The organism is Streptomyces sp. NPDC026417, from assembly GCF_055567695.1.
The window spans coordinates 498,620-522,602 of the sequence record NZ_JBVHPY010000001.1; the positions used below are offsets into that span (position 1 = coordinate 498,620).

Genomic DNA, 23,983 nt, shown 5'->3' on the forward strand with positions numbered 1-23,983 from the left:
CGGGGTCCGTGGCGGGGCGCCCCCCGTGTTCCGGTGTGTGCAGGAGCCGAGGAGGGGTGTGCGTGGCCATCGGGAGAGCCGGAACGGAGGCGGCTCCGGAGGCACCGGCGCGCGACCCGGGCGGCCGGACGCGGGTATCCGCGCGCGTGTTCGTGCTCGTCTCGCTCGGCGCGCTGGCCCTCAACCTCGCCGGGGTGTCCCGCGGCGGCTCGATGTGGCGCGACGAGTCCGTCACCCACCAGGTCGCCCATCGCAGTCTCGCCGGCATCCGGGGACTGCTGCACCACGCGGACGCGGTGCACGGCGCCTACTACTTCCTCATGCACGCGGTGTTCTCCGTCTGGGACGGCGGGCTCCTGGCGCTGCGGCTCCCCTCGGTGGTGGCGTCCAGTGTCTGCGCCGGAATCGTCGCCGTCCTGGGGACGAGGATGTCCGGAGCGCGCGCCGGGGCGCTCGCCGGGGCGGCCTTCGCGCTGACCCCGGTGGTCCAGATGTACGCCCAGGAAGGGCGGTCGTACGCGCTCGTCGCGGCCTTCGTGGCGCTGGCCACGTATCTGCTCGTCGTGGGGCTGCGGCGGCCCGCCCCGGCCGTGTGGACGGCGTACGGCGCCTCGGTGGTCGTCGCGTCGTACCTGCACGAGTTCGCCTTCCTGTGCCTCCTGGCGCACGGGGTGACGATGTCCGTCTCCGCCGTCCCCCAGGAGGTGCGGCGCCGGTGGGCGGTCGCGGCGGCGGGGGCGGCCGCCGCCGTGCTGCCGCTCGGCGCCGTGACCCTCGGCCAGTCCCAGCAGGTCTCCTGGATCGGCATGCCCACGCCGCGCGACTGGCTCGTCATCGGCGTCACGGCGCTGATCGGCGTGACCGGGGCCAGGACGGCCCCGCGGGGACACCGCGCGTCCGGCGTGGGACTGCCCGAGCTGGCCCTGCCGCTGCTGCTCGTCCCCACCGCGGCCCTGCTCCTCGCGTCCCTGCACGACCCCGTCTACCTGGACCGGTACGTCCTGTACTCCAACATCGGGCTGGCCCTGCTGGTGGCGGGCGGCCTCGAAGGCCTGGCGGCACGCCCGCCCGGCCCGGGACGGCGCCGCCGCGCGGTGGGCGGCCCCGTGGCGCTGTGGACCGCGGTGGCCCTCCTCGTGGCCGCGCTCGTCCCCGTCACCTGGCAGATGCGCACCCCCGGCAGCCGCAAGGACGATGTCACCGAGATCGCCGCGGCCGTGGCGGCGATGTCCTCCGAGGGGGACGGTCTGCTGTTCATGCCCGCGCGGCGGCGGGAGTGGGCCCTGTCCCGTCCGCGCGAGTACCGCGGGCTGGACGATCTCGCGTTGCGCGAGTCGCCGGTGGCCTCGCGGACCCTCGAAGGCGTCGAACTGCCCGCGGACGCCGTCCTCCGGCGCATCCTGGGCCGCTCCCGCGTCGTCGCCCTCATGGACCCGCCGGGTCAGCCGCTGGACGGCTTTCCGCACGAGGCGGTCAAACGCTCGGTGCTGGCGCGCTACTTCGTCGAGTGCGAGCGCCGTCGGGCCAAGGGCGCGCAGATCGTCCTGTACGCCCGCCCGGGGCGCTGCCACCTGCCGGGGACGCGCACGAGCGGTCCGTCCGCACCCGCCGGCCGGTGAGCCCGCCGGCCGGGGCGGCCCGGGCCGGCCGGGCCGGGGAGACAGGGGCGGGCGTGGGGTGTCCCTGCCTCCCCGGGGCCGGGCCGGCGGTGCCGGGAGGACGCCGGTCCGGTCGCTCGGAGGTGCCGCCCGGCGGGATCCGGACGGCACCTCCCTACGCGTGGGTGACCCGCAGCTCCTTGACGCCGTTCAGCCAGGCGGAGCGCAGCCGGCGCGGGTCACCGGCGATGCGCAGGTCCGGCATCGCGTCGGCGATGGCGCGGAACATCAGGTCGATCTCCAGGGTGGCCAGGGACTTCCCGAGGCAGAAGTGCGGGCCGCCCCCGCCGAAGCCGAGGTGCGGATTCGGGTCTCGGGTGATGTCGAAGACCTCGGGGCGGTCGAAGACCTCCGGGTCGTTGTTGGCCGAGGAGTAGAAGATGCCGACGCGGTCGCCCTTCCTGATGCGGCTGCCGCCCAGTTCGACGTCCTGGGTCGCCGTGCGCTGGAAGGAGACCACGGGCGTGGCCCAGCGCACGATCTCCTCTGCGGTGGTGGCCGGCCGCTCGCTCTTGTAGAGCTCCCACTGGTCGGGGTGGGTGAGGAAGGCGTGCATGCCGTGGGTGATGGCGTTGCGGGTCGTCTCGTTGCCCGCGACGGCCAGCACCAGGACGAAGAAGCCGAACTCGTCGGAGGCCAGGTTGCCCTCGTCCTCGGCCGCGACCAGCTTGGTGACGATGTCCTCGGCCGGGCACTGCTTGCGGTCGACGGCCATGTTCATCGCGTACGAGATGAGTTCGGTGGCGGACTCGGCGCCGACCTCCTCGGTGATCGCGAACTCCGGGTCGTCGTAGGAGATCATCTTGTTGGACCAGTCGAAGAGTTTCGCCCGGTCGTCCTGCGGGACGCCGATCAGCTCGGCGATCGCCTGCAGGGGCAGCTCGCTGGCGACCTGGGTGACGAAGTCGAAGGTGCCGTCCGGCCCCGGGTTCGCGAGCGCCCGCTCGACGATCCGGCCCGCCCGGGTGCGCAGGGCGTCCTCCAGGGCGCGGATCGCTCGCGGGGTGAATCCGCGCTGCACGATCTGCCGGACCCGGGTGTGCTCCGGCGGGTCCATGTTCAGCAGAATGAGCCGCTGCACCTCGATCTGCTCGCGCTGGATGCGGTCGTTGAAGCGGATGATGGCGGTGTTGACCCAGGAGGAGAAGAGCTCGGGGTGCGTGGAGACGTACTTGACGTCCGCGTGCCGCGTGACGGCCCAATAGCCGTCGTCGTCGAAGCCGGCGATGCCGGGCCGCTGCGGGACCCAGTGGACCGGTTCGACCCGGCGCAGCTCGGCGAACTCCGGGTGGGGCACGCGGTGGTGCAGCACATCGGGGTCGGTGAAGTCGAACCCGTCGGGCAGCGCTGGACAGGGCATCGGCAACTCCAGGTCTCGCGCGTACTGCGGTGAACGGCCGGATTCTGACGGCCCATCAGAAGCCGGCGAGTGCCGTGACGGTAGTAACGGGTTCTACAAGTGGCAAGGGGTGCGGCACCGTCAATTGCGTGCGGGACTCGTGCAGATCACGACTTCGGGGACTGCACGACCCTTGCGGCCCGGACCCTCGGCTCCGCAGACTGCACGCAGAACTAGAACGCGTACTAGTTCAGCGTGGCGGGTGGCCGGGACGCCCGCGCCGCGCGGGTGAGCAGGGCCCAGGTCCGCCGGGCAGGCCCTTAGGAGAGGACGACCCCATGGCCGCGGAACCCGTGATCGTCGAAGCCGTACGCACCCCCATCGGCAAGCGCGGCGGCGCGCTCGCCAATCTGCATCCCGCCTATCTCCTGGGCGAGACCTATCGTGAGCTCCTCGGCCGCACCGGCATCCACGCCGACTGCGTCGAGCAGATCGTCGGCGGCACGGTGACCCACGCCGGCGAGCAGTCCATGAACCCCGCGCGCACCGCCTGGCTCACCATGGGCCTGCCCTACGAGACCGCGGCGACGACGGTCGACTGCCAGTGCGGGTCCTCGCAGCAGGCCTCGCACATGGTCGCCAATATGATCGCCGCGGGCGTGATCGACATCGGCATCAGCTGCGGAGTCGAGGCGATGTCCCGCGTGCCGCTGGGCTCGGGGTCCAAGCACGGACCGGGGAAGCCCTTCCCCGAGGAGTCGAACGTCGACCTGCCGAACCAGTTCGAGGCGGCGGAACGCATCGCGCGGCACCGCGGGCTGACCCGCGAGAACGTGGACTCGCTCGGTCTCATCTCCCAGGAGCGGGCCGCGAACGCCTGGTCCGAGGAGCGCTTCAAGCGCGAGACCTTCGCCGTGCAGGTGCCCACCACCGAGGAGGAGCAGGGGGCCGGGCAGGGCATGTGGCGCCTGGTCGACCGGGACGAGGGGCTGCGGGACACCACCATGGAGGGCCTGGCGCGGCTGAAGCCGGTGATGCCGACCGCCGTGCACACCGCGGGCAACTCCTCCCAGATCTCCGACGGCGCGTGTGCCCTGATGTGGGCGTCCAAGCGGATGGCGCGGGCGCTGAAGCTGCGTCCGCGGGCCCGCATCGTCGCCCAGGCGCTGGTGGGCGCCGATCCGCACTACCACCTGGACGGTCCGATCGACGCGACGCGGGCGGTGCTGGGCAAGGCGGGCATGTCCCTCAAGGACATCGACCTCGTCGAGATCAACGAGGCCTTCGCGTCCGTGGTGCTGAGCTGGGCGCAGGTCTTCGAGCAGGACCTGGAGAAGGTCAACGTCAACGGCGGCGCGATCGCCCTCGGGCATCCGGTCGGGGCGACGGGGGCACGGCTGATCACCACGGCTCTGCACGAACTGGAGCGCCGGGACAAGGAGTTCGCGCTCATCACGATGTGCGCGGGCGGCGCGCTGTCCACCGGGACGATCATCCAGCGGCTGTGAGGCGGGCCGGGCCGTGCCGCGGAGCCGGGTGCGGGGGCGAGGCTCACCGGCGCCGTGGGGCGTGACGCGGGGTGCCGGGCGCGGGGGAGAGGGCGTGGCCGTCTGCGCTCGGGCGCCCGCGGACGCGCGGCGCGTCCGCGCTCCGGCGTCCACGGACGAGGAGCGCCTCGACACCCCGGCGTCCACGGACGTGCGGCGCCCCACCGCCCGCCTCCGTGGACGGTCGGCGAGCCGGTCTCCCCGGCCTCGGCGCATGGCGAAGGCGGCGGCCCGGGGATCAAGGGCCGCCGCCTTCGCGTACGGGGGGTGCCGGTGGCGCCGCGTCGCGGGCGCGCGCGTCCGGTGGGACGTCGTGGTCCCGGTGGGGCCGGTCAGTACCAGCCGTGGCTCTGCCAGAAGTTCCAGGCGCCGACCGGGCTGCCGTAGCGGTCGTTCATGTAGTCCAGACCCCACTTGATCTGGGTCTCGGCGCTGGTCTTCCAGTCGGAGCCCTTGGTGGCCATCTTGTTGCCGGGCAGGGCCTGGACCAGGCCGTAGGCGCCGGACGAGGAGTTCGTGGCGGTGACGTTCCAGTCGCTCTCGTGCTCGACGATCTTGCTGAACGCGTTGTACTGCGCGGCGTCCGGGATCATCTTGTGCGCGATCGACTGCGCGGAGGAGGCCGAGGTGGTCGCGGCGTGGGCGGGAGCCGCGGCGAACACCATGCCGGTCGCGGCGGCGGCCACGGCGGCGGTCGTGAGGGCCTTCTTCGGGGAGGCGATGCGGCGGATGACGGAGACGGACACGAAGCACCTTTTCGTCGGGGGCGGGGAGTGCGCCGGCAGGCCGGACCGCACGGAGGCGGCGGGCATACGGCGGCGCCGCGGCCCGGGAGGGCACGTCGGCGCCTGGCGACTCATCCAGAGAAACAGGCCCGGCAGGCGTCCGCAATGACCCCTTTTACTAGTGGTGGTCGCATGCGGGGGAGAAGTGCCTTCTGTGATCGGGCTCTCAAACGGCAGGTCAGAGAGCTGGGCGACGCGTGCATGTCAGCCGTTTCCGCTACGGCCCGGCTTCGTAGAGGACCAACGTCCTGTGGGCCGGCTCACTCCCGGGGTGACCGAGCGTGCGCGGGCGTCACCGAGCGCGGCCGGCGGATGTGACCCGCGCCTCGGCGGGTCAGGGCCGGAAGGTGACCGGGGTCTCGAAGGCGGCCCGCCGGGTGGCCCGGCGCAGCGCCCTGAGGAGGGGGGCGCCGAGGGTGAGGGTCAGGACGACGGTCACGACGGCCCGCCCCAGGTCCCAGCCGAGCGAGGTGGTCACGCAGTAGGCGAGGAACCGTACGAGGTTGGCGTGCAGGGAGTCGTGCGGATCGAAGGCGACGCTGGAGGCCAGGGTGCCCAGGAAAGGCCAGCCCATCAGGTTCATGACGGTGCCGTACGCGAAGGCGGCGAGGCAGCCGTACGCGGCGAGCATCGCCAGCTCGCCCCGCCCGCGCAGCCGGTCGGGACCCGGCAGCAGCCCGGCCCCCATCGTGAACCACCCCATGGCGAGCATCTGGAACGGCATCCACGGCCCCACCCCGCCGGTGAGCAGGGCGGACGCGAACATGGTCACGGACCCGAGGACGAAGCCGAAGCCGGGGCCGAGCACCCGGCCGCTGAGCACCAGCAGGAAGAACATCGGCTCGATCCCGGCGGTCCCGGCCCCGATCGGCCGCAGTGCGGCACCGGTCGCCGCCAGCACGCCGAGCATGGCGACCGCCTTGGGGCCGAGCCCGGACTCGGAGATCGTCGCGGCGACGACCGCGACCAGCAGCACGAGAAGGCCGGCGAAGAGCCAGGGCGCGTCCTGGGCGTGCGCGTTCACCTGGGAGTCCGGTCCGGCCAGGAGCGGCCAGCCGAACCCGGCCACGCCCACCGCGCTGACCAGGACGAGGGCGGCGACCGAGCGGGGGCCGAGCCGGACGGCGCGGGCCTGCGGCCGGCCGGCGGCCTCGGACCCGGTCACGCGAGGGCCCCCCGGACCTCGGCGACGGTGAGCCAGCGCTGCGGCGCCAGGATCTTGGTCACCTGCGGGGCGAAGGAGGGGGAGGCGACGACCACCTCGGCCGTGGGGCCGTCGGCGACGACCTCCCCGTCGGCGAGGATCACCACCCGGTGGGCGATCTCCGCGGCGAGCTCCACGTCGTGGGTGGCCAGCACGATGGCGTGACCGGCCGCGGCCAGCGCGCGCAGCACGGCGACCAGCCGGGCCTTCGCCGCGTAGTCGAGGCCGCGGGTCGGCTCGTCGAGCAGCAGCAGGGGCGGGCGCGCGGTCAGCACGACGGCCAGGGCCAGCGCCAGCCGCTGCCCCTCCGACAGGTCCCGGGGATGCGTGTCGTCGCCGATGCCCGGGAGCAGTTCGCCCACCAGGCCGCGGCAGGTGCCGGACTCGGCGCCCGCGTCCTGGTCGGCGGCCGTGCACTCCGCGGCCACCGTGTCGGCGTACAGCAGATCCCGTGGTTCCTGGGGGACGAGACCGACCTGGCGCACGAGGTCGCGCGGCGCGGTGCGGTGCGGCACCGACCCGCCGACCCGCACCGATCCCGCGGACGGCTCGACCAGGCCGACGAGTGCGGAGAGCAGGGTCGACTTCCCGGCGCCGTTGCGGCCCATCAGGGCGATGGTCTCCCCGGGGGCGGCCGTCAGGTCCACCCGCCGCAGCGCTTCCACGCGGCCCCTGCGGACTCCGAGACCCCGCACGGACGCCGCGACCGGAGCGGCCGGCGCGTGAGGAGTCCGCGTGCGCAGGAACCGGGGGCGGCGGGCGGCGGGCCCCGGGCCGGGTGCGTCCGGCGCCGTCCCCGGTGCCGGAACCGCGCGGACGGCCGGGGGGAGCGCCGCGAGCCGGTCCCGCAGGGCGCCGGCCGTCCGGCGGGCGTCGCGCACGGTCAGCGGAAGCGGGGACCAGCCGGCGAACCGGCCCAGCTCCACCACGGGCGGACACACCGGGGAGACGGCCATCACCTCGGCCGGGGTGCCGAGGACCGGTGCGGCCCCCGGGGCGGGCAGCAGGACGACCCGGTCCGCGTACTGGACGACCCGCTCCAGCCGGTGCTCGGCCAGGAACACCGTCGTACCAAGGTCGTGGACGAGCCGCTGGAGGACGGCGAGGACCTCCTCGGCGGCGGCGGGGTCCAGGGCGGACGTCGGCTCGTCGAGGACCAGCACCTGGGGGTGCGGGGTGAGCACCGAACCGATGGCGACCCGCTGCTGCTGGCCGCCGGACAGGGTGGCGATGGGGCGGTCGCGCAGGTCGGCCAGCCCCAGCAGGTCCAGGGTCTCCTCGACGCGGCGGCGCATCACGGCCGGGGCCAGGCCCAGCGACTCCATCCCGTAGGCCAGTTCGTCCTCGACCGTGTCCGTGACGAAGTGGGACAGCGGGTCCTGGCCCACTGTGCCCACGACGTCCGCCAGTTCGCGCGGCTTGTGGGTGCGGGTGTCCCGCCCGGCGACGGTGACGCGGCCCCGCAGGGTGCCGCCCGTGAAGTGCGGCACCAGACCGCCGACCGCGCCCAGCACGGTCGACTTGCCGACCCCCGACGGGCCCGCCAGCAGGACCAGTTCGCCCTCCGGGACCTCGAAGTCCAGGCCCCGGACGGTAGGCTCCGCCGCCCCTTCGTACGTCACCGAGACGTCCGCGAAGCGGATCATGAGGACTCCTTCGGGGTCGGCGCGAGGACGGCGGGCAGCAGTCCGAGCAGGATCGCGGCGGCGGGCCACAGCGGCAGGGCGGGGGCGGTCAGCGGCACGATCCCGGGGTGCATCGCCGCCGGGTCGCGCGCGCCGGCCAGGATCAGCAGACCGGCCACCGCGACCCCGGAGGCCGAGACCAGCCAGGCCCGCACGCCCCAGACGTCCGGCCGGTAGCGCGTGCGCAGGGAGCGGCGGCCGCCCAGCCACAGGCCGCCGAGCGCCGCGGCCAGCCCGGTGAGCAGCACGGGCAGTCCGTAGCTCGCGCCCTCGGCGGTCAGCACGCCGTACGTGCCCCCGCAGACGCCGAGCAGACCGCCCAGGGTGAGGGCGGAGGTGGTGCGGCGGACCGCGGCCGGGACCTCGGCGGTCCGTCCGTAGCCGCGCGCGTCCATCGCCGCCGCCAGGGCGACGGAGCGTTCCAACGCGCCTTCCAGGACCGGGAGTCCGACGTGCAGCAGCCCCCGCAGGCCCCGGTCGGGGCGACCGCGCAGCCGGCGTGCCGCGCGCAGCCGCTGGACGTCGGCGATCAGGTTCGGCGCGAACGTCAGCGCGACGACGACGGCGACGCCCGCCTCGTACAGCGCGCCCGGCAGCGACTTGAGCAGCCGCGCCGGGTTCGCGAGCGCGTTCGCCGCCCCCACGCAGATGAGCAGGGTGGCCAGCTTCAGGCCGTCGTACAGGGCGAAGACCAGGCCTTCGGCGGTGACCCGGCCGCCGATGCGGACCCCCTGTGCCCAGCCGGGCAGGGGTACCTCGGGCAGCGTGAGGACGACCTGCGTACCCGGGACCGGGGAGCCGAGGAACACGGCGAAGGCCAGGCGGATGGTCAGGACGGCGAGGGCGAGCTTCACGAAGGCGCCGTACGAACGGGCCCAGGGCGCGTCGGTCCGGCGGGCGGCCACGACGTAGCCGGCCACGCCGATGAGCAGGGCGAGGAGGAGCGGGTTGGTGGTACGGGAGGCGGCGGTGCCCAGGCCCAGGGCCCAGATCCACCAGGCGCCCGGGTGCAGGGCGTTGCCGCGGTGCGCCACCGGGGACAGGTGCCGCCGGGGCCGGGGCAGCACGCCCGGCCGACGCGGACGGCCTCCGAGGGCGTTCCGGTCCTTCCCGGCCCCGGCACCCAGGCGCGTCGGATCGCCGAGGTCCTCCTGGGTCCGCTCGCCGCGCGGGCCCCACCGCGCCGGTCCGCGGAGGGCCTCCCGGTCCTCGGTGACGGCACCCCGGCGCTTCGGGTCGCCGGGGAGGCCCGGGTTCCGTTCGGTGCGGGGGGTCCGCTGTTCCGGTTCGGCGACGGCGTCCGCGGCCCGTCCGGGCCGGGGCGGGGTGCGGCCGTCCCCGGGCGGGGGCGAAGGGGCGCCCGTGGGGGGAACGGGACGGCCGTTCTCGTCCGTCGTCAAAGGTCCCACCTCACATCAGTCCCGGCGGCGCCGGGCCTGCCAGACCGCCGCCGCCCCCAGGACCGCCACCGCCGCGAGACCGGCGAGCAGGCCGACCGACGGGCCGGAGTCGGTGGAGCCGGACCCGGACGCGGACCCGGGCCGGGCGGAGGCGCGCGGTTCGCCGGCCGCGACCGGTTCGCCGCAGCCGGTCCGCGGATAGGCCGCGATGGCGCACAGCAGCGCGTTGCCGTCGTAGCGCAGCGGCTTCGCGACGGCGGCGAGCGCCTCGGCCGTCGTCGCGTCGGTGCGCACCCGCGCACAGGCGGTGCGGGGGCGCGGCGGTGTCTCACCGGACGGCGCGTCCGCGGCCGTACCGAAGTCGAGGACGAGGGCGATCCGCTTCCGGCCGTCCCGCGCGGGTGTGCCGGCGCAGATCGAGGAGAAGTCGGCGTCGCCGCGCGGCTTCGCCGCCCGCGAGGAGTCCTCGCTCACCGCGAACCGGAAGCCCTGCACGTCGCCGTCGGACGGCCGCGCGGTCGACGGCCCCTGCGTGGCGTACGCCCACGCGCCGTCCGTCAGGTCCCAGAACGACCAGTAGCGGTAGCCGACGGCCTGGGCCTGCCCGGCCCCGCCGAGCACGAGGAGCAGCACGGCGAGGACCGAGGCGACGGCACCGCGCCGGTTCACAGCTGCTGCTTCCTGTTGCGGCCGCTGATCAGGAAGCCCACGCCGATACCGGCGACCAGGCCCACACCGACGATCCACCAGACGCCGAGCCCGCTGTCCTCGTCACTGTCCTTCTTCTTGTCGCCGGCGGCGTCCGAGCGCTCGGCGGCCTCGGCCGCCGGGCCGGTCGCGCCGAGGCGCTCGACCAGATCGGTCCCGCCGAAGGCGCGCGGGTCGGTTCCCGTGGCGTGCGCCGCGAAGATCAGCTGCGCGTACGCGGCGGGCCCGGAGTTCGCCGCCCACGCCGCGGACTTCTTCTCCAGCCAGGCGAGGGGCTTCTTCGTGGCGTCGGTCCGGCCCGCGGCGGCGAGCGCGACGACCGCGTCGGCGGTGTTGCCGTAGTCGGGCTGGTCCTTGGCGCCGGGCATCGCCGACTTCAGGTACGGGGTGCCGTGCAGGGTGTCGGCGAGGTGGGCCGCGCCGTTGCGGGCCGCGTCCCCGGCCGTCGGCGGCTCGGCGTCCGTGCACGCCGTCCCGCCCGAGGCCCGGCCCGCCGTCGTCGCGAAGCCCTTGCCGAGGGCGCCCAGCACACCGGCCGCGGTGGCGTCCTCGTTGGCCGCGAGCGCCCCCTTCTTGTCCGGCTGGTAGGCGAAGGCCCCGCCGCCGTCCTCGTCGCAGGGGATCGCCAGCTTCACCAGGGCGTCGTACGGGGTCCTGCCGTCCCGGGAGACGTCCCCGGGCTTCCGGCCCGCGGCGGCGAGCGCGCCGGTCACCACGGAGGTCGAGTTCGCGTCGCTGGCGCCGCCCGCGGTGAAGCCCCAGCCGCCGTCCTTGTTCTGCGCGGACTTCAGCCAGGCGACGGCCTTGTCCGTCTCGGCGCCGTGGCCGCCGAGCGCGGCGAGCGCCTGCACGGCGGCGGCGGTGCTGTTGGTGTCCACCATCGTCTTGGCGTCGCACTTCGCGGACGCGTCGGCGCGGTACGGGGCGAAGGCGCCGTTCGCGCACTGCTGTCCGGTGAGCCAGTCGACGGCCTTGGCGGCGGGCTTCACACCGACCGTGTGCTGGGCGAGCAGCGCGAGCGACTGCCGCCAGACACCGTCGTATTCGGGGTCGGTGGAGCCGTAGAGGCCGGAGGGGATCGCCTGCGACGGCGACGCGGACGGGGACGAGTCGTCGGCGAGGGCGGCGGGTGCGACCGCCGTACCGATCACTGCGGTGACGGCCAGTACCGCGGCGCTGCGGCGAACAATCATGACTCTCCCTGCGGGGAGCCGGGCAGCACCGGGCACGCTGGAGTACCGGGTGGCTCCGGCTCCGTATCCCTCGACGGTGCCGGCCAGCGGCGGGCTGCCGATGGCACGAGCCGGTCACGTCCCGCGCGAGGCGATCCGGCTCACCGTCCTGCGGACGGTTCACGGTTGCGGGTCAGCGCCGGAATTGCACCGGCTTCCCCCCGTACGGGTGTGATGACGACGCGCTCACTCTACCGGCCCGCCGGCGGCCGTCCCGAGGCCCACCTGTGCGGAGCCCGCGGGCGGCTCCGCGGACCCGGTGGGTTCCGCCCACGGCGACGACGGCGAGGCTGCTCGGTTCCGGGCGGACGGCGGACGTGTACGCGATCGACGGGGCGTGGGCGCTGCGCCGCTACCGGGACGGCTTCGGGGACGCGGTGGCCGGGGCCGTGCCGACGGAGCACGTGCGCGCACCCGGCTGTCCCGTGCCGGAGCCGCGGCGGGCCACCCGTTCCGAGCTGGTGGTGGGGCGGGTGTCCGGCCCCACCGTGCCGGCGGCGTACGCCGCCGGACTGCTGGAGCCGCGGGAGGCCGGTCTGCTCCTGGCGCGGCTGCTGCTCGGTCTGCGCGCGCTGCCCGCCTGTCCCCCGACCCCGCGTGCGCATCCCGCATCTCGACCCGCACCCCGACAACGTGATGCTCACTCCGGACGGCCCGCGGGTCATCGACCGGGCGAACGCCGAGGAGGGTCCGCCCGGTCTGGACCGGGGCATGTCCTGCGTGATCCTCGCGCACGTCGCGTCGGCCGCGAACCCGTCACCGCAGCCGCCCGCGCGACGCCGGCGGCCCTGCTGGAGGGGAACGCGGCGCAACTGACGGAGGAGGGGCTGACCGAGGCACGCGCGCGCCGGGAAGCCGACCCCACGATGAGCCCCCCGCGAGGTGGAACTCCTCGCCGAAGCCGAGCAGTCGGTGCGCGCCCTGGCCCGCCGACCCGGGCGCGACCGGGACCGCGGGGAGCGCGCGCAGGGCGGGGAGCCGGACCCGGTTCCCGCCGGGACCGCGCCGCTCACACGGCCACGTACGTCACGGGCTCGCTGCCCGGTAGGGTCTCCGCCCGCCCCAGTTTCACCAGCCTGCGCACATGGGCCTCGGCCTCGGAGACGGCGATGTTCCGCGAGGCGTACGGGATCCGGTCCCAGGGGCGGTTCCACTCCATGCGCTCGGCCAACTGCCAGGCGGTGAGCGGGACGCGGAGCAGACCGAGGAGCCCGGTGAGCCGCTCCTCGTGGTGGTCGAGCAGGGCCCGTACGCGCGCGGGTGCGTCGGTGAACGCGTACTGGTGGGCGGGGAGTACCTCGGCGGCGCCGAGGCGGCCCACCCGCTCCAGGGAGTCGAGGTAGTCGCCGAGCGGATCGGTGACCGTGGCGTCGTCCGGGTCCTCGTAGAGGCCGATGTGCGGGGTGATCTCCGGCAGCAGGTGGTCGCCGGAGAACAGGCGCCCCCGGCCGGGGAGTTGCGCCGGATGGTCCTCCTCCAGGTGCAGGCAGACGTGGCCCGGCGTGTGGCCGGGCGTCCAGATCGCGCGCAGCCTGCGGCCGGGCAGGTCGAGCAGGTCGCCGGGGGCGATCTCGCGGTCGGGGAGGGCGGGGGAGAAGCCGGGGAACCGGCGGGGGCGGGCGGTGCGCAGCGGCGCGACGTGTTCCTCGGGCGCCCCGGCCGCGGCGAGCTTGTCCGCCATGTACGTGAACCACAACTCGGGCCGGTACTCGCGCATCCGCCGGACGACGGAGGCGTCCGCGGCGTGCATGGCGATCCAGGCGCCGGACGCCTCCCGCACCGACGCGGACAGTCCGTGGTGGTCGGGGTGGTGGTGGGTGACGACCACCCCGTGGATCTCGGCGACGGAGGTGCCGCAGGCCGTGAGCCCGGCGGCCAGGACGTCGAGGGAGGCGGGGTCGTCCCAGCCCGTGTCGATCAGGACGGGCCCGCGGTCGGTGTCCACGACGTACACCAGGGTGTGGCCGAGGGGGTTGTCCGGGAGGGGGACCCTGATGGACCGTACGCCACCGCCGTGATCGGTCACCTGCGCCATGGGCTTCCACCAATCGCCGTGTTCCGGTCACTATAACTAGAACCAGTTCCAATGGGAGCCCGAGCAGACCGTCCCGGTGCCGCTTCCGTCCGGCGGGGCCACCGGGACCTCGTGCGCTCCGTGGACTCCGTGGGCGGGAACTGGTATCAGTTCTCGTATCTGATGACTCGTCAGAGAGCGTCCTCCGGGGAGGCAGTCGCCATGACCGAGCTCGTGGAACACGGACAGCTGTTCATAGGCGGGGAGTTGACGGACCCCCTGGGCAAGGACGTCATCGAGGTGGTCTCGCCCCACACGGAGGAGGTCATCGGGCGCGTCCCGCACGCCTCGGCGCCGGACGTCGACCGGGCCGTCGCCGCCGCGCGCCGGGCGTTCGACGAGGGGCCCTGGCCGCGGATGACGCTCGACGAGAGGATCGAGGTCGTCGCCCGGATCAAAGACGGGATCGCCCTGCGGCACGAGGAGATCGCCCGGGTGATCTCCTCCGAGAACGGCTCCCCCTACTCCTGGAGCGTCCTCGCGCAGGCGCTCGGCGCGATGATGGTCTGGGACGCGGCGATCACCGTCGCCCGGGACTTCGTCCACGAGGAGGCACGGGACGGCGTCCTCGGAAGAATCCTCGTCCGGCGCGAGCCGGTGGGCGTGGTCGCGGCCGTGGTGCCGTGGAACGTGCCGCAGTTCGTGGCTGCCGCCAAGCTCGCCCCCGCACTGCTGACCGGCTGCACGGTCGTCCTCAAGCCGTCCCCCGAATCCCCCCTGGACGCCTATCTGCTCGGCGAGATCGCACGGGAGGCGGGCCTGCCCGAGGGGGTCCTGTCGATCCTTCCGGCGGACCGCGAGGTGAGCGAGTACCTGGTCGGGCATCCCGGCGTCGACAAGGTCTCCTTCACCGGGTCGGTGGCCGCCGGTCGGCGGGTCATGGAGGTGGCGTCGCGCCGTCTCACGCGCGTGACGCTGGAGTTGGGCGGCAAGTCGGCGGCCGTCGTGCTGCCGGACGCCGACCTCGCCACGGCCGTCCCCGGGATCGTCTCGGCGGCGTGGATGAACAACGGCCAGGCGTGCGTGGCGCAGACCCGGATCCTCGTGCCGCGCTCGCGCTACGACGAGTTCGCGGACGCCTTCGCCACGGCGGCGGGCGAACTCGTGGTCGGCGACCCGCTGGACCCGGCGACGCAGGTGGGGCCGCTGGTCGCCAGGCGCCAGCAGCAGCGCAGCCTCGACTACATCCGCATCGGCCAGGAGGAGGGCGCCAAGATCCTCACCGGCGGCGGCCGTCCGCCCGGCCTGGAACGCGGCTGGTACGTGGAGCCGACCCTGTTCGGCGACGTCGACAACTCGATGCGCGTCGCCCGCGAGGAGATCTTCGGCCCCGTCATCTGCCTGCTCCCGTACGGCGACGAGGCCGAGGCCGTGAAGATCGCCAACGACTCGGAGTACGGGCTGAGCGGCAGCGTCTGGACGACCGACGTGGAGAAGGGCATCGACGTGGCCCGCCGGGTCCGTACCGGCACCTACTCCGTGAACACCTTCAGCCTCGACATGCTCGGCCCCTTCGGCGGCTACAAGAACTCCGGCCTGGGCCGGGAGTTCGGCCCCGAGGGCTACGGCGAGTACCTGGAACACAAGATGATCCACCTCCCGGCCGGCTGGGAGGCGTAGGGATGGGAGACCGCTGGCACGTCGAGGTCGACCGTTCCGTCTGCATCGGCTCCGCCCAGTGCACCCACCTCGCCGCCGACGCCTTCCGTCTCGACGCCGCCCGCCAGTCCCACCCCGTCGAACCGGACACCGACGCCCACGAGAAGGTCCTGGAGGCGGCGGAGGGCTGCCCGGTCGAGGCGATCACGATCACCCTCCTGAACTCGGGCGAGCCGGTGTTCCCTCCCGAGGAGTGAGCCCCCGGCCTCCCCGGGGACCCGGCGCGGCGTCCGTGCGCCTACCGCGTCCCCCCGGCCTCCGTCAGGTCGATCAGGCGGCAGACCGTCTCGATGTCGATCTTGACCTGGGCGATGGAGGCGCGGCCGGAGAGCCAGGTGATGAGGGCGGAGTGCCAGGTGTGCTCGATGACGCGGACCGCGGAGAGCTGCGCCGGGGTGGGGTCGTCCAGACCCATCGCATCCAGGATGATCACCGTGGTCTGGCGGGAGACCTGGTCGACCTCCGGACTGACGCTCCGGTCCGCGAAGGTCAGCGCGCGGACCATGGCGTCCGCCAGGTGCGGCTCCCGCTGCAGCGCCCGGAAGGCCCGCATCAGCGTCTCCGCGACACGTTCGGCCGCGGTGTCCCCGGCCGGCGGCTTCTTGCGGAGGGTGCCGTGCATGTGCTCCAGCTGGTCCTGCATGGTGGCGACCAGCAGATGGACCTTGGAGGGGAAGTAGCGGTACAGCGTGCCCAGCGCGACCTGCGAGGACTCCGCGACCTCGCGCATCTGCACCGCGTCGAAGCCGCCCCGGCTGGCCAGCTGCGCGCTCGCGTGCAGGATGCGCCGGCGGCGCGCCTCCTGGCGCTCGGTCAGCGGGGGCGAGGCGGGCTGCGCGGCGGCGCGCGGGTTCGCGGGTCGCGCGGCGTCCCGCGCGGTGGTGGCATCCGCCTTGGCTTCCGCAGGCATAAGTCCCGTTCCATGACATTCAGCGAGGGGGAGCGAGGAGTCAGCATGGCAGGGCGCCGGACATTCCCCAAGCTCTCGGCTCCGCCCGAACAGGGCGGCTGCCTGCGCGAGTCGGTCGACCGGGCCACTCCGTCGTGGCGTGAATCACCTGATCCACCGCTCACACCGGCCCTACCTGCCGGTAGATTCAGTGCTCCTTGAACGATCAAGTCTGAAACTTGTTCTAGATTAGCGTCCCGGCGTAATCTCGCGGGACAGTGCAGGCAGAAGGGGGCCGTAAGTGACCGCTGAGGCCATGGAGGCGGGTCCCCAGGAGGACCCTGCCGCCGACGGCGGCCGAGCCCTGCGCATCGCGCTCCTCACGTACAAGGGAAACCCCTTCTGCGGCGGCCAGGGCGTGTACGTACGGCACCTCTCGCGCGAGCTCGCCCGCCTGGGCCACCGCGTCGAGGTCATCGGCTCCCAGCCCTACCCCGTGCTCGACGAGGGCGAGGACCTGCGCGGGCTCTCCCTCACCGAGCTGCCCAGCCTCGACCTGTACCGCCAGCCCGACCCCTTTCGCACCCCCGGCCGCGGCGAGTACCGGGACTGGATCGACGCCCTGGAGGTCGGCACCATGTGGACCGGCGGCTTCCCGGAGCCGCTGACCTTCTCGCTCCGCGCCCGGCGCCATCTGCGCGCCCGCCGCGGCGACTTCGACGTCGTGCACGACAACCAGACGCTCGGCTACGGACTGCTGGGCGAGGTGGGCGCCCCGCTGGTGACGACCATCCACCACCCCATCACCGTGGACCGCCGACTGGAGCTGGACGCCGCCCAGGGCCGGCGCCGCCGCGCCTCCGTCCGCCGCTGGTACGCCTTCACCCGCATGCAGAAGCGCGTCGCACGCCGGCTGCCGTCCGTGCTCACCGTCTCCGGCACCTCGCGCCAGGAGATCATGGACCACCTCGGCGTACGCGGCGACCGCATCCACGTCGTCCACATCGGCGCCGACACCGACCTCTTCTCACCCGATCCCTCGGTGCCGCAGGTGCCCGGCCGGATCGTCACGACGTCCAGCGCGGACGTCCCGCTCAAGGGCCTCGTCTTCCTCGTCGAGGCGCTCGCGAAGGTGCGCGCCGAGCACCCCGCCGCCCATCTCGTCGTCGTCGGCAGACGGGCCGAGGACGGCCCCGTCGCCCAGGCCATCGAGCGCTACGGCCTCGAAGGCTGCGTCGAGTTCGTCAAGGGCATCTCGGACGCCGAACTCGTCGACCTCGTACGGTCGGCCGAGGTCGCCTGCGTGCCCTCCCTGTACGAGGGGTTCTCGCTCCCCGCCGCCGAGGCCATGGCGACGGGCACCCCGCTCGTGGCCACAACCGGCGGGGCGATCCCCGAGGTCGCGGGCCCCGACGGCGAGACGTGCCTCGCGGTGCCGCCCGGCGACGCCGGCGCCCTGGCCGCCGCCCTCGGCCGGGTCCTCGGCGACCCCGCCCTGCGCGTCCGGCTCGGCCGGGCCGGCCGGGACCGGGTGCTGCGCCGCTTCACCTGGGCCCGGGCCGCCGAGGGCACCGTGGCCCGCTACCGCGAGGCGATCGCCGCCGCGGGCTCCTCCCCGAGGCCGCCCGCCGTCGCCGCCCCCGTCCGCGCCGCCGTCGCGGCGGACCGGGGCGCCGCCTCCGCGCCCCCCGTAGACACCCTCGATCGCGAAAGCAGGGCCACGTGCTGACCGTCGACTTCTCCCGGTTCCCGCTCGCCCCGGGAGACCGCGTCCTGGACCTCGGCTGCGGGGCCGGCCGGCACGCGTTCGAGTGCTACCGGCGCGGCGCCCAGGTCGTCGCGCTGGACCAGAACGGCGAGGAGATCCGCGAGGTCGCCAAGTGGTTCGCGGCGATGAAGGAGGCCGGCGAGGCCCCGGCGGGCGCCACCGCGACGGCCATGGAGGGCGACGCCCTCGCGCTGCCGTTCCCCGACGAGTCCTTCGACGTCGTGATCATCTCCGAGGTCATGGAGCACATCCCGGACGACAAGGGCGTCCTCGCGGAGATGGTCCGGGTGCTGCGGCCGGGCGGCCGCATCGCGATCACCGTCCCGCGCTACGGCCCCGAGAAGGTCTGCTGGACCCTGTCCGACGCCTACCACGAGGTCGAGGGCGGCCACATCCGCATCTACAAGGCGGACGAGCTGCTGGCCAAGATGCGCGGGGCCGGGCTCAAGCCGTACGGCACCCACCACGCGCACGCGCTGCACTCCCCGTACTGGTGGCTGAAGTGCGCGTTCGGCGTCGACAACGACAAGGCGCTGCCGGTGCGGGCGTACCACAAGCTGCTGGTCTGGGACATCATGAAGAAGCCGCTCGCCACCCGGGTCGCCGAGCAGGCGCTGAACCCGCTGATCGGCAAGAGCTTCGTGGCGTACGCGACCAAGCCCCACCTGCCCGCCGACTCCGCCGCGGTGGACGCTTCGTGACGACGCCCCGGACAGAACACCTCGTCCTGCCCGGGGTCCTCACCGCGGAGGAGGCCGCCGCCACGGTGCGCGGGATCCTCGCGGTGCAGCGCCCGGACGGCGCCATCCCGTGGTTCCGCGGCCACCACCTGGACCCGTGGGACCACACCGAGGCGGCCATGGCCCTCGACGCGGCCGGGGAGCACGAGGCGGCGGAGCGCGCCTACGAGTGGCTCGCCCGGCACCAGAACCCGGACGGCTCCTGGTTCGCCGCGTACACGGACGGGAACCACGACGAGGTCACCGACCGCGGCCGGGAGACGAACTTCTGCGCCTACATCGCCGTCGGTGTCTGGCACCACTACCTGGCCACCGGCGACGACACGTTCCTGGACCGGATGTGGCCCGCGGTCTTCGCGGCCGTGGAGTGGGTGCTGCGGCTCCAGCAGCCCGGCGGGCAGATCGGCTGGAAGCGCGAGGACGACGGCACCCCCGTGAACGACGCCCTGCTGACCGGCAGTTCGTCGATCCACCACGCGCTGCGCTGCGCGCTCGCCATCGCCGAGCAGCGTGAAGAGCCGCAGCCCGACTGGGAGTTGGCGGTCGGAGCGCTGCGGCACGCCATCCGCAGGCACCCGGAGCGGTTCCTCGACAAGGCCCGCTACTCGATGGACTGGTACTACCCGGTGCTGGGCGGCGCGCTGACCGGCACCGAGGCCAAGTCCCGTATAGAGGAGGGCTGGGACCGCTTCGTCGTGCCCGGCTTCGGTGTGCGCTGCGTGGTCCCCAACCCGTGGGTGACCGGCGGCGAGTCGGCCGAACTCGCCCTGGCCCTCTGGGTCGTGGGGGAGTCCGACCGCGCCCTGGAGATCCTCCAGTCCATCCAGCACCTGCGCGATCCGGGGACCGGCCTGTACTGGACGGGATACGTCTTCGAGGACGGCGCGGTCTGGCCCGAGGAACTCACCACCTGGACGGCCGGTTCGCTGCTCCTCGCGGTGGCCGCGCTCGGCGGTGACGAACCGACCTGTGCGGTCTTCGGCGGCGAACGCCTGCCCGCCGGCCTGGACCCGGACTGCTGCAGGTAACAGGCGCGGGGACGACGGAGGGCCGGCCCGGGGGCGGCGGAGTGCCGCCCCCGGACCGGCCCTGGTGACCGGCGGAGAGAGCCGGATCAGTGCCGGTGCATGCGGTTGGCGATCGCGTGCCCGATGAACAGGTACACGACGGCCGCCAGACCGTAGCCCGCGACCACGCGGGCCCATGCCTCGTCGAAGGTGAACAGGTCACGTGACCAGCCGGCCAGCACGGCTGCCACGTCATGCACGAACTGCACCAGGTCGTTGGCGCGGTTCGCGTCCAGGAGATACATCAGGATCCAGAGCCCGAGGATGACGGCCATGATGTCCGCGACGATCGCGATGACCGTCCCCGCCTGGTTGGAACCGTTGCGATATCGAGGGGACATGTCCTTCTGATGGCCCCGAATCCCTGTTTGAAACCTGGCGGGAATCCGGGCCGGTACCCGAACGGATTCGCCCGGCTGGCGCAGCCGCCGGGGCGGGGTGAGGCTGCCGGAAGAGCCGTCCGCTCCTGGGCCCCGGGAGGCAGTTCACCCGGAGGTCCCCGTGCCCGTGCCCGCCCGCCGCCTGCTCCCGGCGCTCACCCTCACCTGTGCCCTGCTCGCCGGCACGACCGCGTGCGGCGGAACGGACGACGACACCGCCACCGCCTCGGCGACGCCCAGTCCCACCGGCTCCGCGGAGAAGCAGAAGTTCGCCAAGACGCGCTTCGTGGCGAACGCGGGCCTCGCGGCGGGCGCCACCTACCAGTGGATCGTCAAGCCCTGGCGGGCCGGCACCTTCAAGAAGGGTGCGGACGGCCGCAGGACCGCGCTGGTCAAGGCGGGGCTCGCGGGTGCCTTCACCTACAACCGGCTCAAGGCCGCCCGCAGGAACGCCGAGGGCGACCCCACGCTCGCCAAGGCCGTCGCCCCGCTCACCGCGGGTATCGACGCGCTGAAGGACCTGCCCTCGAAGCTGCGCAACGGCGACTCGGCGGACGCGGCCGCCGGCTCCTTCGACGACATCGTCAACAAGGTGAAGGACGCCGGGAAGAGCGCGGGCGCCGAGGTGACGGACCAGGTGCCCTCGGTGTCCCAGCTGTCGGGCGGCTGATCCCCGTCCCGGGTGGCTGCGGGAACGGCCGCGCACACCTCAGGAGTTGAGCTCGGCCAGCACCCGCAGGGTGTGCGGGTCCGGCGTCAGCAGCAGCAGGTCCGTCACCGGACCCTTGCGCCACAACTCCAGCCGCTCGGCGATGCGTTCACGCGGTCCGACCAGGGAGATCTCGTCGGCGAAGGCGTCGGGGACGGCCCGGACCGCCTCCTCGCGGCGCCCCGCGAGGAACAGCTCCTGGATGCGGCGGGCCTCCTCGGCGAAGCCCATCCGGGCCATCAGGTCGGCGTGGAAGTTGCGGGCGGCGTGCCCCATGCCGCCGATGTAGAACCCGAGCATCGCCTTCACGGGCAGCAGCCCCTCGGCGACGTCGTCGCAGACCCGGGCCCGGGCCATGGGCGCCACGAGGAAGCCGTCGCCGGCCTCCGCGAGCGAGTCCTCGTACACCCGGGTCCGCATCGGCGACCAGTACAACGGCAGCCAGCCGTCGGCGATCCGGGTCGTCTGCGCGATGTTCCTCGGACCCTCGGCGCCCAGCAGGACGGGCAGTCCGGCGCGCAGCGGGTGGGTGATCGGCTTCAGCGCCTTGCCGGTGCCCGTCCCGTCCGGTCCCCGGTACGGGAGGCCGTGGAAGCGTCCGTCGAGGGTGACGGGAGCCTCCCGCCTGAGGACCTGCCGTACGACGTCGACGTACTCACGGGTCGCGGTGAGCGGCGACTTCGGGAACGGGCGGCCGTACCAGCCCTCCACGACCTGCGGCCCCGACAGGCCGAGACCGAGCAGCACGCGCCCGCCGGACAGGTGGTCCAGGGTCAGGGCGTGCATCGCGGTCGTGGTGGGGGAGCGCGCGGCCATCTGCGCGACGGCGGTGCCCAGCCGGATACGGGAGGTGCGGGCGGCGATCCAGGTGAGCGGGGTGAACGCGTCGGAACCCCAGGACTCGGCGGTCCACACGGAGTGGTAGCCGAGCCGCTCGGCCTCCTGCGCCAGTGTCAGGTGGTCCGCGGAGGGGCCGCGGCCCCAGTAGCCGAGTGCGAGACCGAGCCGCACGACCCCTCCCCTGCCCGTTGACCGGCGACCCATCAACCGCGTTGCCAGGCAGTTAAATTGATGGGGCGTCAGAAATTGATCGGAGGGTGACTGTACGACAACGGCCCCCCGCCCGGAAGGGCGAGGGGCCGTGCGGGACCGGAGGTCAGCCGCGCTGGATGCCCGTCGTGTCCTGCAGGACACCGCGACGGCCGTCCTGCGTCTGCGCGACCAGGCTCGGGCCGCGCTGTTCGACGGCCAGGTACCAGGTACCGGGCGCCAGTTCGGCGATCGGCGACGGCGAGCCGTCCTCGGCGTACAGCGGACGCGCCACCGGAACCGCGAACCAGAACGGCGAGAAGTCCCCGCCGGACTGCTGCGCGGCCGGGGCCTGCGGCGCCTGCGGCTGACCGCCCTGCGGCTGACCGCCGTACGGCTGGGGCTGCTGGGGCTGCTGCGGCTGTCCGCCGTAGGGCTGACCCGGCTGCTGGGCGCCCGGGTAGCCGTAACCGCCCTGCGGCTGACCGCCGTAGGGCTGCGGGGTGGGGCGGGGAGCGCCGACGAGGGCGGCGCTCAGGGCGGGCACGAGCGGCGTGGCGATCGCGGCGGCGGCCAGGACCAGGGCGGCGATCAGCCCGAGGATGAGCCCGGCGCCGGTGTCGACCCCGGAGTCGAAGTCGTCGAACGCGCCCAGCGGGTCGATGATCGTCCAGAACGAGGTCCATGCGGCGAAGAGCGTCAGAGCCACCCCGAGCTGACCGAGGTCGAGCCCGATGACCTTGCGCTGCTGCGGCAGCCCCCGGGCGATGACGATCAGTGCCGCACCGACGATACCGCCGACGTACATGCTCATCACGAGGCCCAGGTTGTCCCAGGCGTTGGGGATGTCACTGCCGGAGCCGTCGAACGTGTCGAGGAACGAGGCGACGAACAGCAGTACCGCTGCTCCGATCACCACGCCGTCGCCTCTAGTGAGGGAGCGGATATTCACTTCAGGTCCTTCGTAGTCGTCTCGTCGTCATCGGTGGAGGCATCGCTGTCACCATGTCGCCGTCAGGCCGCGGTGTGAAGCGCGGGGGTGGCCCCTCATCGTAGGGACGACACTATCGCCCGTTCGATCAGGGTGTCCGGCGGGACCGGTGTGCTGATCCCTACCCGTGCAGGAAACTCACGATTCCCTCAGAGATCCCCCGTGCTGCCTTCTGCCGCCACGTCTCACTGGTCAGCTGTGCCGCGTCCTTGCTATCGCGCATGTTGCCGCACTCGATGAACACCTTGGGAACCGTTGACAGATTGAGACCGCCGAGATCCTCACGTGTGACGAGCCCGGTGCCCCCGCCGATGTAGTTGGAGGGCGCGCTGCCCGTGGCCCGTACGAAGTTGCCCGCGATGCGCTCGCCCAGATCGCGCGAGGGCGCGACGATCGGGCGGGTGTCCGCCGCCCCCGCGTGCACCGCGCCGGGGAGGATCACGTGGAAGCCGCGGTTGCCGGCGGCCGAGCCGTCCGCGTGGATCGACACCACCGCGTCGGCGTGCGCCTTGTTGCCGATCCGGGCCCGCTCGTCGACGCACGGGCCCCACGGGCGGTCGCCGTCCTGGGTGAACTCGACCGTGGCGCCCTGCTCCTGGAGCAGCGTGCGCATCCGGCGCGCCACGTCGAGCGTGAACGTGGCTTCCGTGTAACCCGCGTTGGTCGACGTGCCCGTGGTGTCGCACTCCTTGCGGTTCGTGCCGATGTCCACCTGGCGGCTGATCTCGGACGTGTGCCGGAAGTTGCCGGAATTGTGGCCCGGGTCGATCACGACCACCTTGCCCTTGAGGGGGCCGGACGCGGCGGGCCGCGAGGCGGAGGCCTTGGGCCCGGACGGCGTGCCCGGCTCGTCGTCGCCGTGCCGCTTGCCGTCGTCCTTCCCGGACGCCGTGGGCACCCGGGGCGCGGGGGACAGGGAGGGCGCGGAGGAGGAGGCCGTGGGGCCCGCGGTGCCGGACTCGTCACCGCCCCCCGGATCGCCCACCGCCTGCCACACCAGCCAGCCCGCCAGGGCGCCGGGCACCAGTGCGGCCACGGCGACGGTCAGCGGGCCGCGCCGGGAGCGGCGGGGGCGGGGAGGCTCGAAGTCAGGACCTGCGTACGACACGTAGCGACTCT

Annotated in this window: 22 protein-coding genes; 9 read left to right on the top strand and 13 right to left on the bottom strand. The window is 73.8% G+C overall.

The genetic code is table 11. From position 1 onward, the window contains the following. The first annotated feature begins 62 nt into the window (after positions 1 to 62). Positions 63 to 1,619: a glycosyltransferase family 39 protein gene (locus ACZ4NT_RS02125; RefSeq protein WP_467722747.1), complete on the top strand. Its 1,557-nt coding sequence runs from the start codon at positions 63 to 65 to the stop codon at positions 1,617 to 1,619. 154 nt (positions 1,620 to 1,773) lie between these two features. Here ACZ4NT_RS02125 and ACZ4NT_RS02130 read toward each other — a convergent pair whose 3' ends face one another. Continuing rightward, on the bottom strand, positions 1,774 to 3,018 hold the full coding sequence (locus ACZ4NT_RS02130; protein ID WP_467722749.1) for a cytochrome P450: 1,245 nt from the start codon (positions 3,016 to 3,018) through the stop codon (positions 1,774 to 1,776). 317 nt (positions 3,019 to 3,335) lie between these two features. Between ACZ4NT_RS02130 and ACZ4NT_RS02135 the strand changes: the two genes are divergently transcribed. Continuing rightward, positions 3,336 to 4,505, top strand: a complete 1,170-nt coding sequence (locus tag ACZ4NT_RS02135; RefSeq protein WP_467722751.1) for a steroid 3-ketoacyl-CoA thiolase — start codon at positions 3,336 to 3,338, stop codon at positions 4,503 to 4,505. 371 nt (positions 4,506 to 4,876) lie between these two features. On the opposite strand, the gene ACZ4NT_RS02140 is transcribed toward ACZ4NT_RS02135, so the two are convergent. The 6 genes from ACZ4NT_RS02140 to ACZ4NT_RS02165 form a co-directional block, all read right to left on the bottom strand. After that, positions 4,877 to 5,290 (bottom strand): aggregation-promoting factor C-terminal-like domain-containing protein, encoded by a 414-nt coding sequence (locus ACZ4NT_RS02140; RefSeq protein ID WP_121403311.1) that lies wholly within the window; start codon positions 5,288 to 5,290, stop codon positions 4,877 to 4,879. A 373-nt stretch (positions 5,291 to 5,663) separates the two neighbouring features. After that, positions 5,664 to 6,494, bottom strand: coding sequence for an ECF transporter S component (locus ACZ4NT_RS02145; protein ID WP_467722753.1), 831 nt, complete (start codon positions 6,492 to 6,494; stop codon positions 5,664 to 5,666). Continuing rightward, positions 6,491 to 8,179 (bottom strand): ABC transporter ATP-binding protein, encoded by a 1,689-nt coding sequence (locus ACZ4NT_RS02150; RefSeq protein WP_467722755.1) that lies wholly within the window; start codon positions 8,177 to 8,179, stop codon positions 6,491 to 6,493. Before ACZ4NT_RS02150 ends, ACZ4NT_RS02145 begins: the two co-directional genes overlap by 4 nt. After that, positions 8,176 to 9,285, bottom strand: coding sequence for a CbiQ family ECF transporter T component (locus ACZ4NT_RS02155; protein WP_121404757.1), 1,110 nt, complete (start codon positions 9,283 to 9,285; stop codon positions 8,176 to 8,178). Before ACZ4NT_RS02155 ends, ACZ4NT_RS02150 begins: the two co-directional genes overlap by 4 nt. A 348-nt stretch (positions 9,286 to 9,633) precedes the next feature. Beyond that, positions 9,634 to 10,287 carry an SCO2322 family protein gene (locus ACZ4NT_RS02160; RefSeq protein ID WP_121403314.1) on the bottom strand — a complete coding sequence of 218 codons (654 nt, stop codon included), beginning with the start codon at positions 10,285 to 10,287 and terminating at the stop codon, positions 9,634 to 9,636. Continuing rightward, the gene (locus ACZ4NT_RS02165) at positions 10,284 to 11,519 is read right to left on the bottom strand and encodes a prenyltransferase/squalene oxidase repeat-containing protein (protein WP_467722758.1); all 1,236 of its coding nucleotides are present in this window, start codon (positions 11,517 to 11,519) and stop codon (positions 10,284 to 10,286) included. The genes ACZ4NT_RS02160 and ACZ4NT_RS02165 overlap by 4 nt, the downstream gene beginning before the upstream one ends. A 636-nt stretch (positions 11,520 to 12,155) precedes the next feature. Here ACZ4NT_RS02165 and ACZ4NT_RS02170 point away from each other — a divergent pair. After that, positions 12,156 to 12,374 (top strand): phosphotransferase, encoded by a 219-nt coding sequence (locus tag ACZ4NT_RS02170; RefSeq protein WP_183116864.1) that lies wholly within the window; start codon positions 12,156 to 12,158, stop codon positions 12,372 to 12,374. A 193-nt stretch (positions 12,375 to 12,567) separates the two neighbouring features. Here ACZ4NT_RS02170 and ACZ4NT_RS02175 read toward each other — a convergent pair whose 3' ends face one another. After that, positions 12,568 to 13,593: an MBL fold metallo-hydrolase gene (locus tag ACZ4NT_RS02175; protein ID WP_467722760.1), complete on the bottom strand. Its 1,026-nt coding sequence runs from the start codon at positions 13,591 to 13,593 to the stop codon at positions 12,568 to 12,570. Between the two features lie 201 nt (positions 13,594 to 13,794). Here ACZ4NT_RS02175 and ACZ4NT_RS02180 point away from each other — a divergent pair, with 201 nt between their 5' ends. Both ACZ4NT_RS02180 and ACZ4NT_RS02185 read left to right on the top strand, forming a co-directional pair. Beyond that, positions 13,795 to 15,252: an aldehyde dehydrogenase gene (locus ACZ4NT_RS02180; protein WP_467722762.1), complete on the top strand. Its 1,458-nt coding sequence runs from the start codon at positions 13,795 to 13,797 to the stop codon at positions 15,250 to 15,252. Between the two features lie 2 nt (positions 15,253 to 15,254). Next, the gene (locus ACZ4NT_RS02185) at positions 15,255 to 15,488 is read left to right on the top strand and encodes a ferredoxin (protein ID WP_121403318.1); all 234 of its coding nucleotides are present in this window, start codon (positions 15,255 to 15,257) and stop codon (positions 15,486 to 15,488) included. A gap of 41 nt (positions 15,489 to 15,529) precedes the next feature. Here ACZ4NT_RS02185 and ACZ4NT_RS02190 read toward each other — a convergent pair whose 3' ends face one another. Beyond that, complete coding sequence (locus ACZ4NT_RS02190; RefSeq protein ID WP_121403319.1) at positions 15,530 to 16,201, bottom strand: TetR family transcriptional regulator; 672 nt, start codon at positions 16,199 to 16,201, stop codon at positions 15,530 to 15,532. Between the two features lie 280 nt (positions 16,202 to 16,481). Here ACZ4NT_RS02190 and ACZ4NT_RS02195 point away from each other — a divergent pair, with 280 nt between their 5' ends. The 3 genes from ACZ4NT_RS02195 to ACZ4NT_RS02205 are packed head-to-tail and all read left to right on the top strand — an operon-like array spanning position 16,482 to position 19,716. Then, on the top strand, positions 16,482 to 17,909 hold the full coding sequence (locus ACZ4NT_RS02195; RefSeq protein ID WP_467722764.1) for a glycosyltransferase family 4 protein: 1,428 nt from the start codon (positions 16,482 to 16,484) through the stop codon (positions 17,907 to 17,909). After that, entirely contained in the window at positions 17,903 to 18,649 is a 747-nt protein-coding gene (locus ACZ4NT_RS02200; RefSeq protein WP_121403321.1) for a class I SAM-dependent methyltransferase, read from the top strand. Before ACZ4NT_RS02195 ends, ACZ4NT_RS02200 begins: the two co-directional genes overlap by 7 nt. After that, a complete protein-coding gene (locus ACZ4NT_RS02205; RefSeq protein WP_121403322.1) occupies positions 18,646 to 19,716 on the top strand; it encodes a prenyltransferase/squalene oxidase repeat-containing protein in 1,071 nt (356 codons plus the stop codon). The genes ACZ4NT_RS02200 and ACZ4NT_RS02205 overlap by 4 nt, the downstream gene beginning before the upstream one ends. Before the next feature lie 86 nt (positions 19,717 to 19,802). Here ACZ4NT_RS02205 and ACZ4NT_RS02210 read toward each other — a convergent pair whose 3' ends face one another. Further along, positions 19,803 to 20,096 carry a hypothetical protein gene (locus ACZ4NT_RS02210; protein ID WP_121403323.1) on the bottom strand — a complete coding sequence of 98 codons (294 nt, stop codon included), beginning with the start codon at positions 20,094 to 20,096 and terminating at the stop codon, positions 19,803 to 19,805. A 160-nt stretch (positions 20,097 to 20,256) separates the two neighbouring features. Here ACZ4NT_RS02210 and ACZ4NT_RS02215 point away from each other — a divergent pair, with 160 nt between their 5' ends. Beyond that, the gene (locus tag ACZ4NT_RS02215) at positions 20,257 to 20,805 is read left to right on the top strand and encodes a hypothetical protein (protein ID WP_121403324.1); all 549 of its coding nucleotides are present in this window, start codon (positions 20,257 to 20,259) and stop codon (positions 20,803 to 20,805) included. 39 nt (positions 20,806 to 20,844) lie between these two features. Here the strand turns inward: ACZ4NT_RS02215 and ACZ4NT_RS02220 are convergent, their stop codons facing one another. From ACZ4NT_RS02220 to ACZ4NT_RS02230, 3 genes are all read right to left on the bottom strand, one after another. Beyond that, entirely contained in the window at positions 20,845 to 21,855 is a 1,011-nt protein-coding gene (locus ACZ4NT_RS02220) for an LLM class F420-dependent oxidoreductase (protein WP_121403325.1), read from the bottom strand. A gap of 145 nt (positions 21,856 to 22,000) precedes the next feature. Further along, complete coding sequence (locus tag ACZ4NT_RS02225; protein ID WP_467722767.1) at positions 22,001 to 22,825, bottom strand: hypothetical protein; 825 nt, start codon at positions 22,823 to 22,825, stop codon at positions 22,001 to 22,003. Positions 22,826 to 22,985: 160 nt separating this feature from the next. Then, a complete protein-coding gene (locus ACZ4NT_RS02230) occupies positions 22,986 to 23,972 on the bottom strand; it encodes an N-acetylmuramoyl-L-alanine amidase (RefSeq protein WP_467722769.1) in 987 nt (328 codons plus the stop codon). Between the last annotated feature and the right edge of the window lie 11 nt (positions 23,973 to 23,983).

Coding starts and splice junctions, on each gene's coding strand:
- ACZ4NT_RS02190 (WP_121403319.1), bottom strand. CDS start 16,201: ATGCCTGCGGAAGCCAAGGCGGATGCCACCACCGCGCGGGACGCCGCG.
- ACZ4NT_RS02135 (WP_467722751.1), top strand. CDS start 3,336: ATGGCCGCGGAACCCGTGATCGTCGAAGCCGTACGCACCCCCATCGGC.
- ACZ4NT_RS02185 (WP_121403318.1), top strand. CDS start 15,255: ATGGGAGACCGCTGGCACGTCGAGGTCGACCGTTCCGTCTGCATCGGC.
- ACZ4NT_RS02130 (WP_467722749.1), bottom strand. CDS start 3,018: ATGCCCTGTCCAGCGCTGCCCGACGGGTTCGACTTCACCGACCCCGAT.
- ACZ4NT_RS02150 (WP_467722755.1), bottom strand. CDS start 8,179: ATGATCCGCTTCGCGGACGTCTCGGTGACGTACGAAGGGGCGGCGGAG.
- ACZ4NT_RS02210 (WP_121403323.1), bottom strand. CDS start 20,096: ATGTCCCCTCGATATCGCAACGGTTCCAACCAGGCGGGGACGGTCATC.
- ACZ4NT_RS02165 (WP_467722758.1), bottom strand. CDS start 11,519: ATGATTGTTCGCCGCAGCGCCGCGGTACTGGCCGTCACCGCAGTGATC.
- ACZ4NT_RS02180 (WP_467722762.1), top strand. CDS start 13,795: ATGACCGAGCTCGTGGAACACGGACAGCTGTTCATAGGCGGGGAGTTG.
- ACZ4NT_RS02175 (WP_467722760.1), bottom strand. CDS start 13,593: ATGGCGCAGGTGACCGATCACGGCGGTGGCGTACGGTCCATCAGGGTC.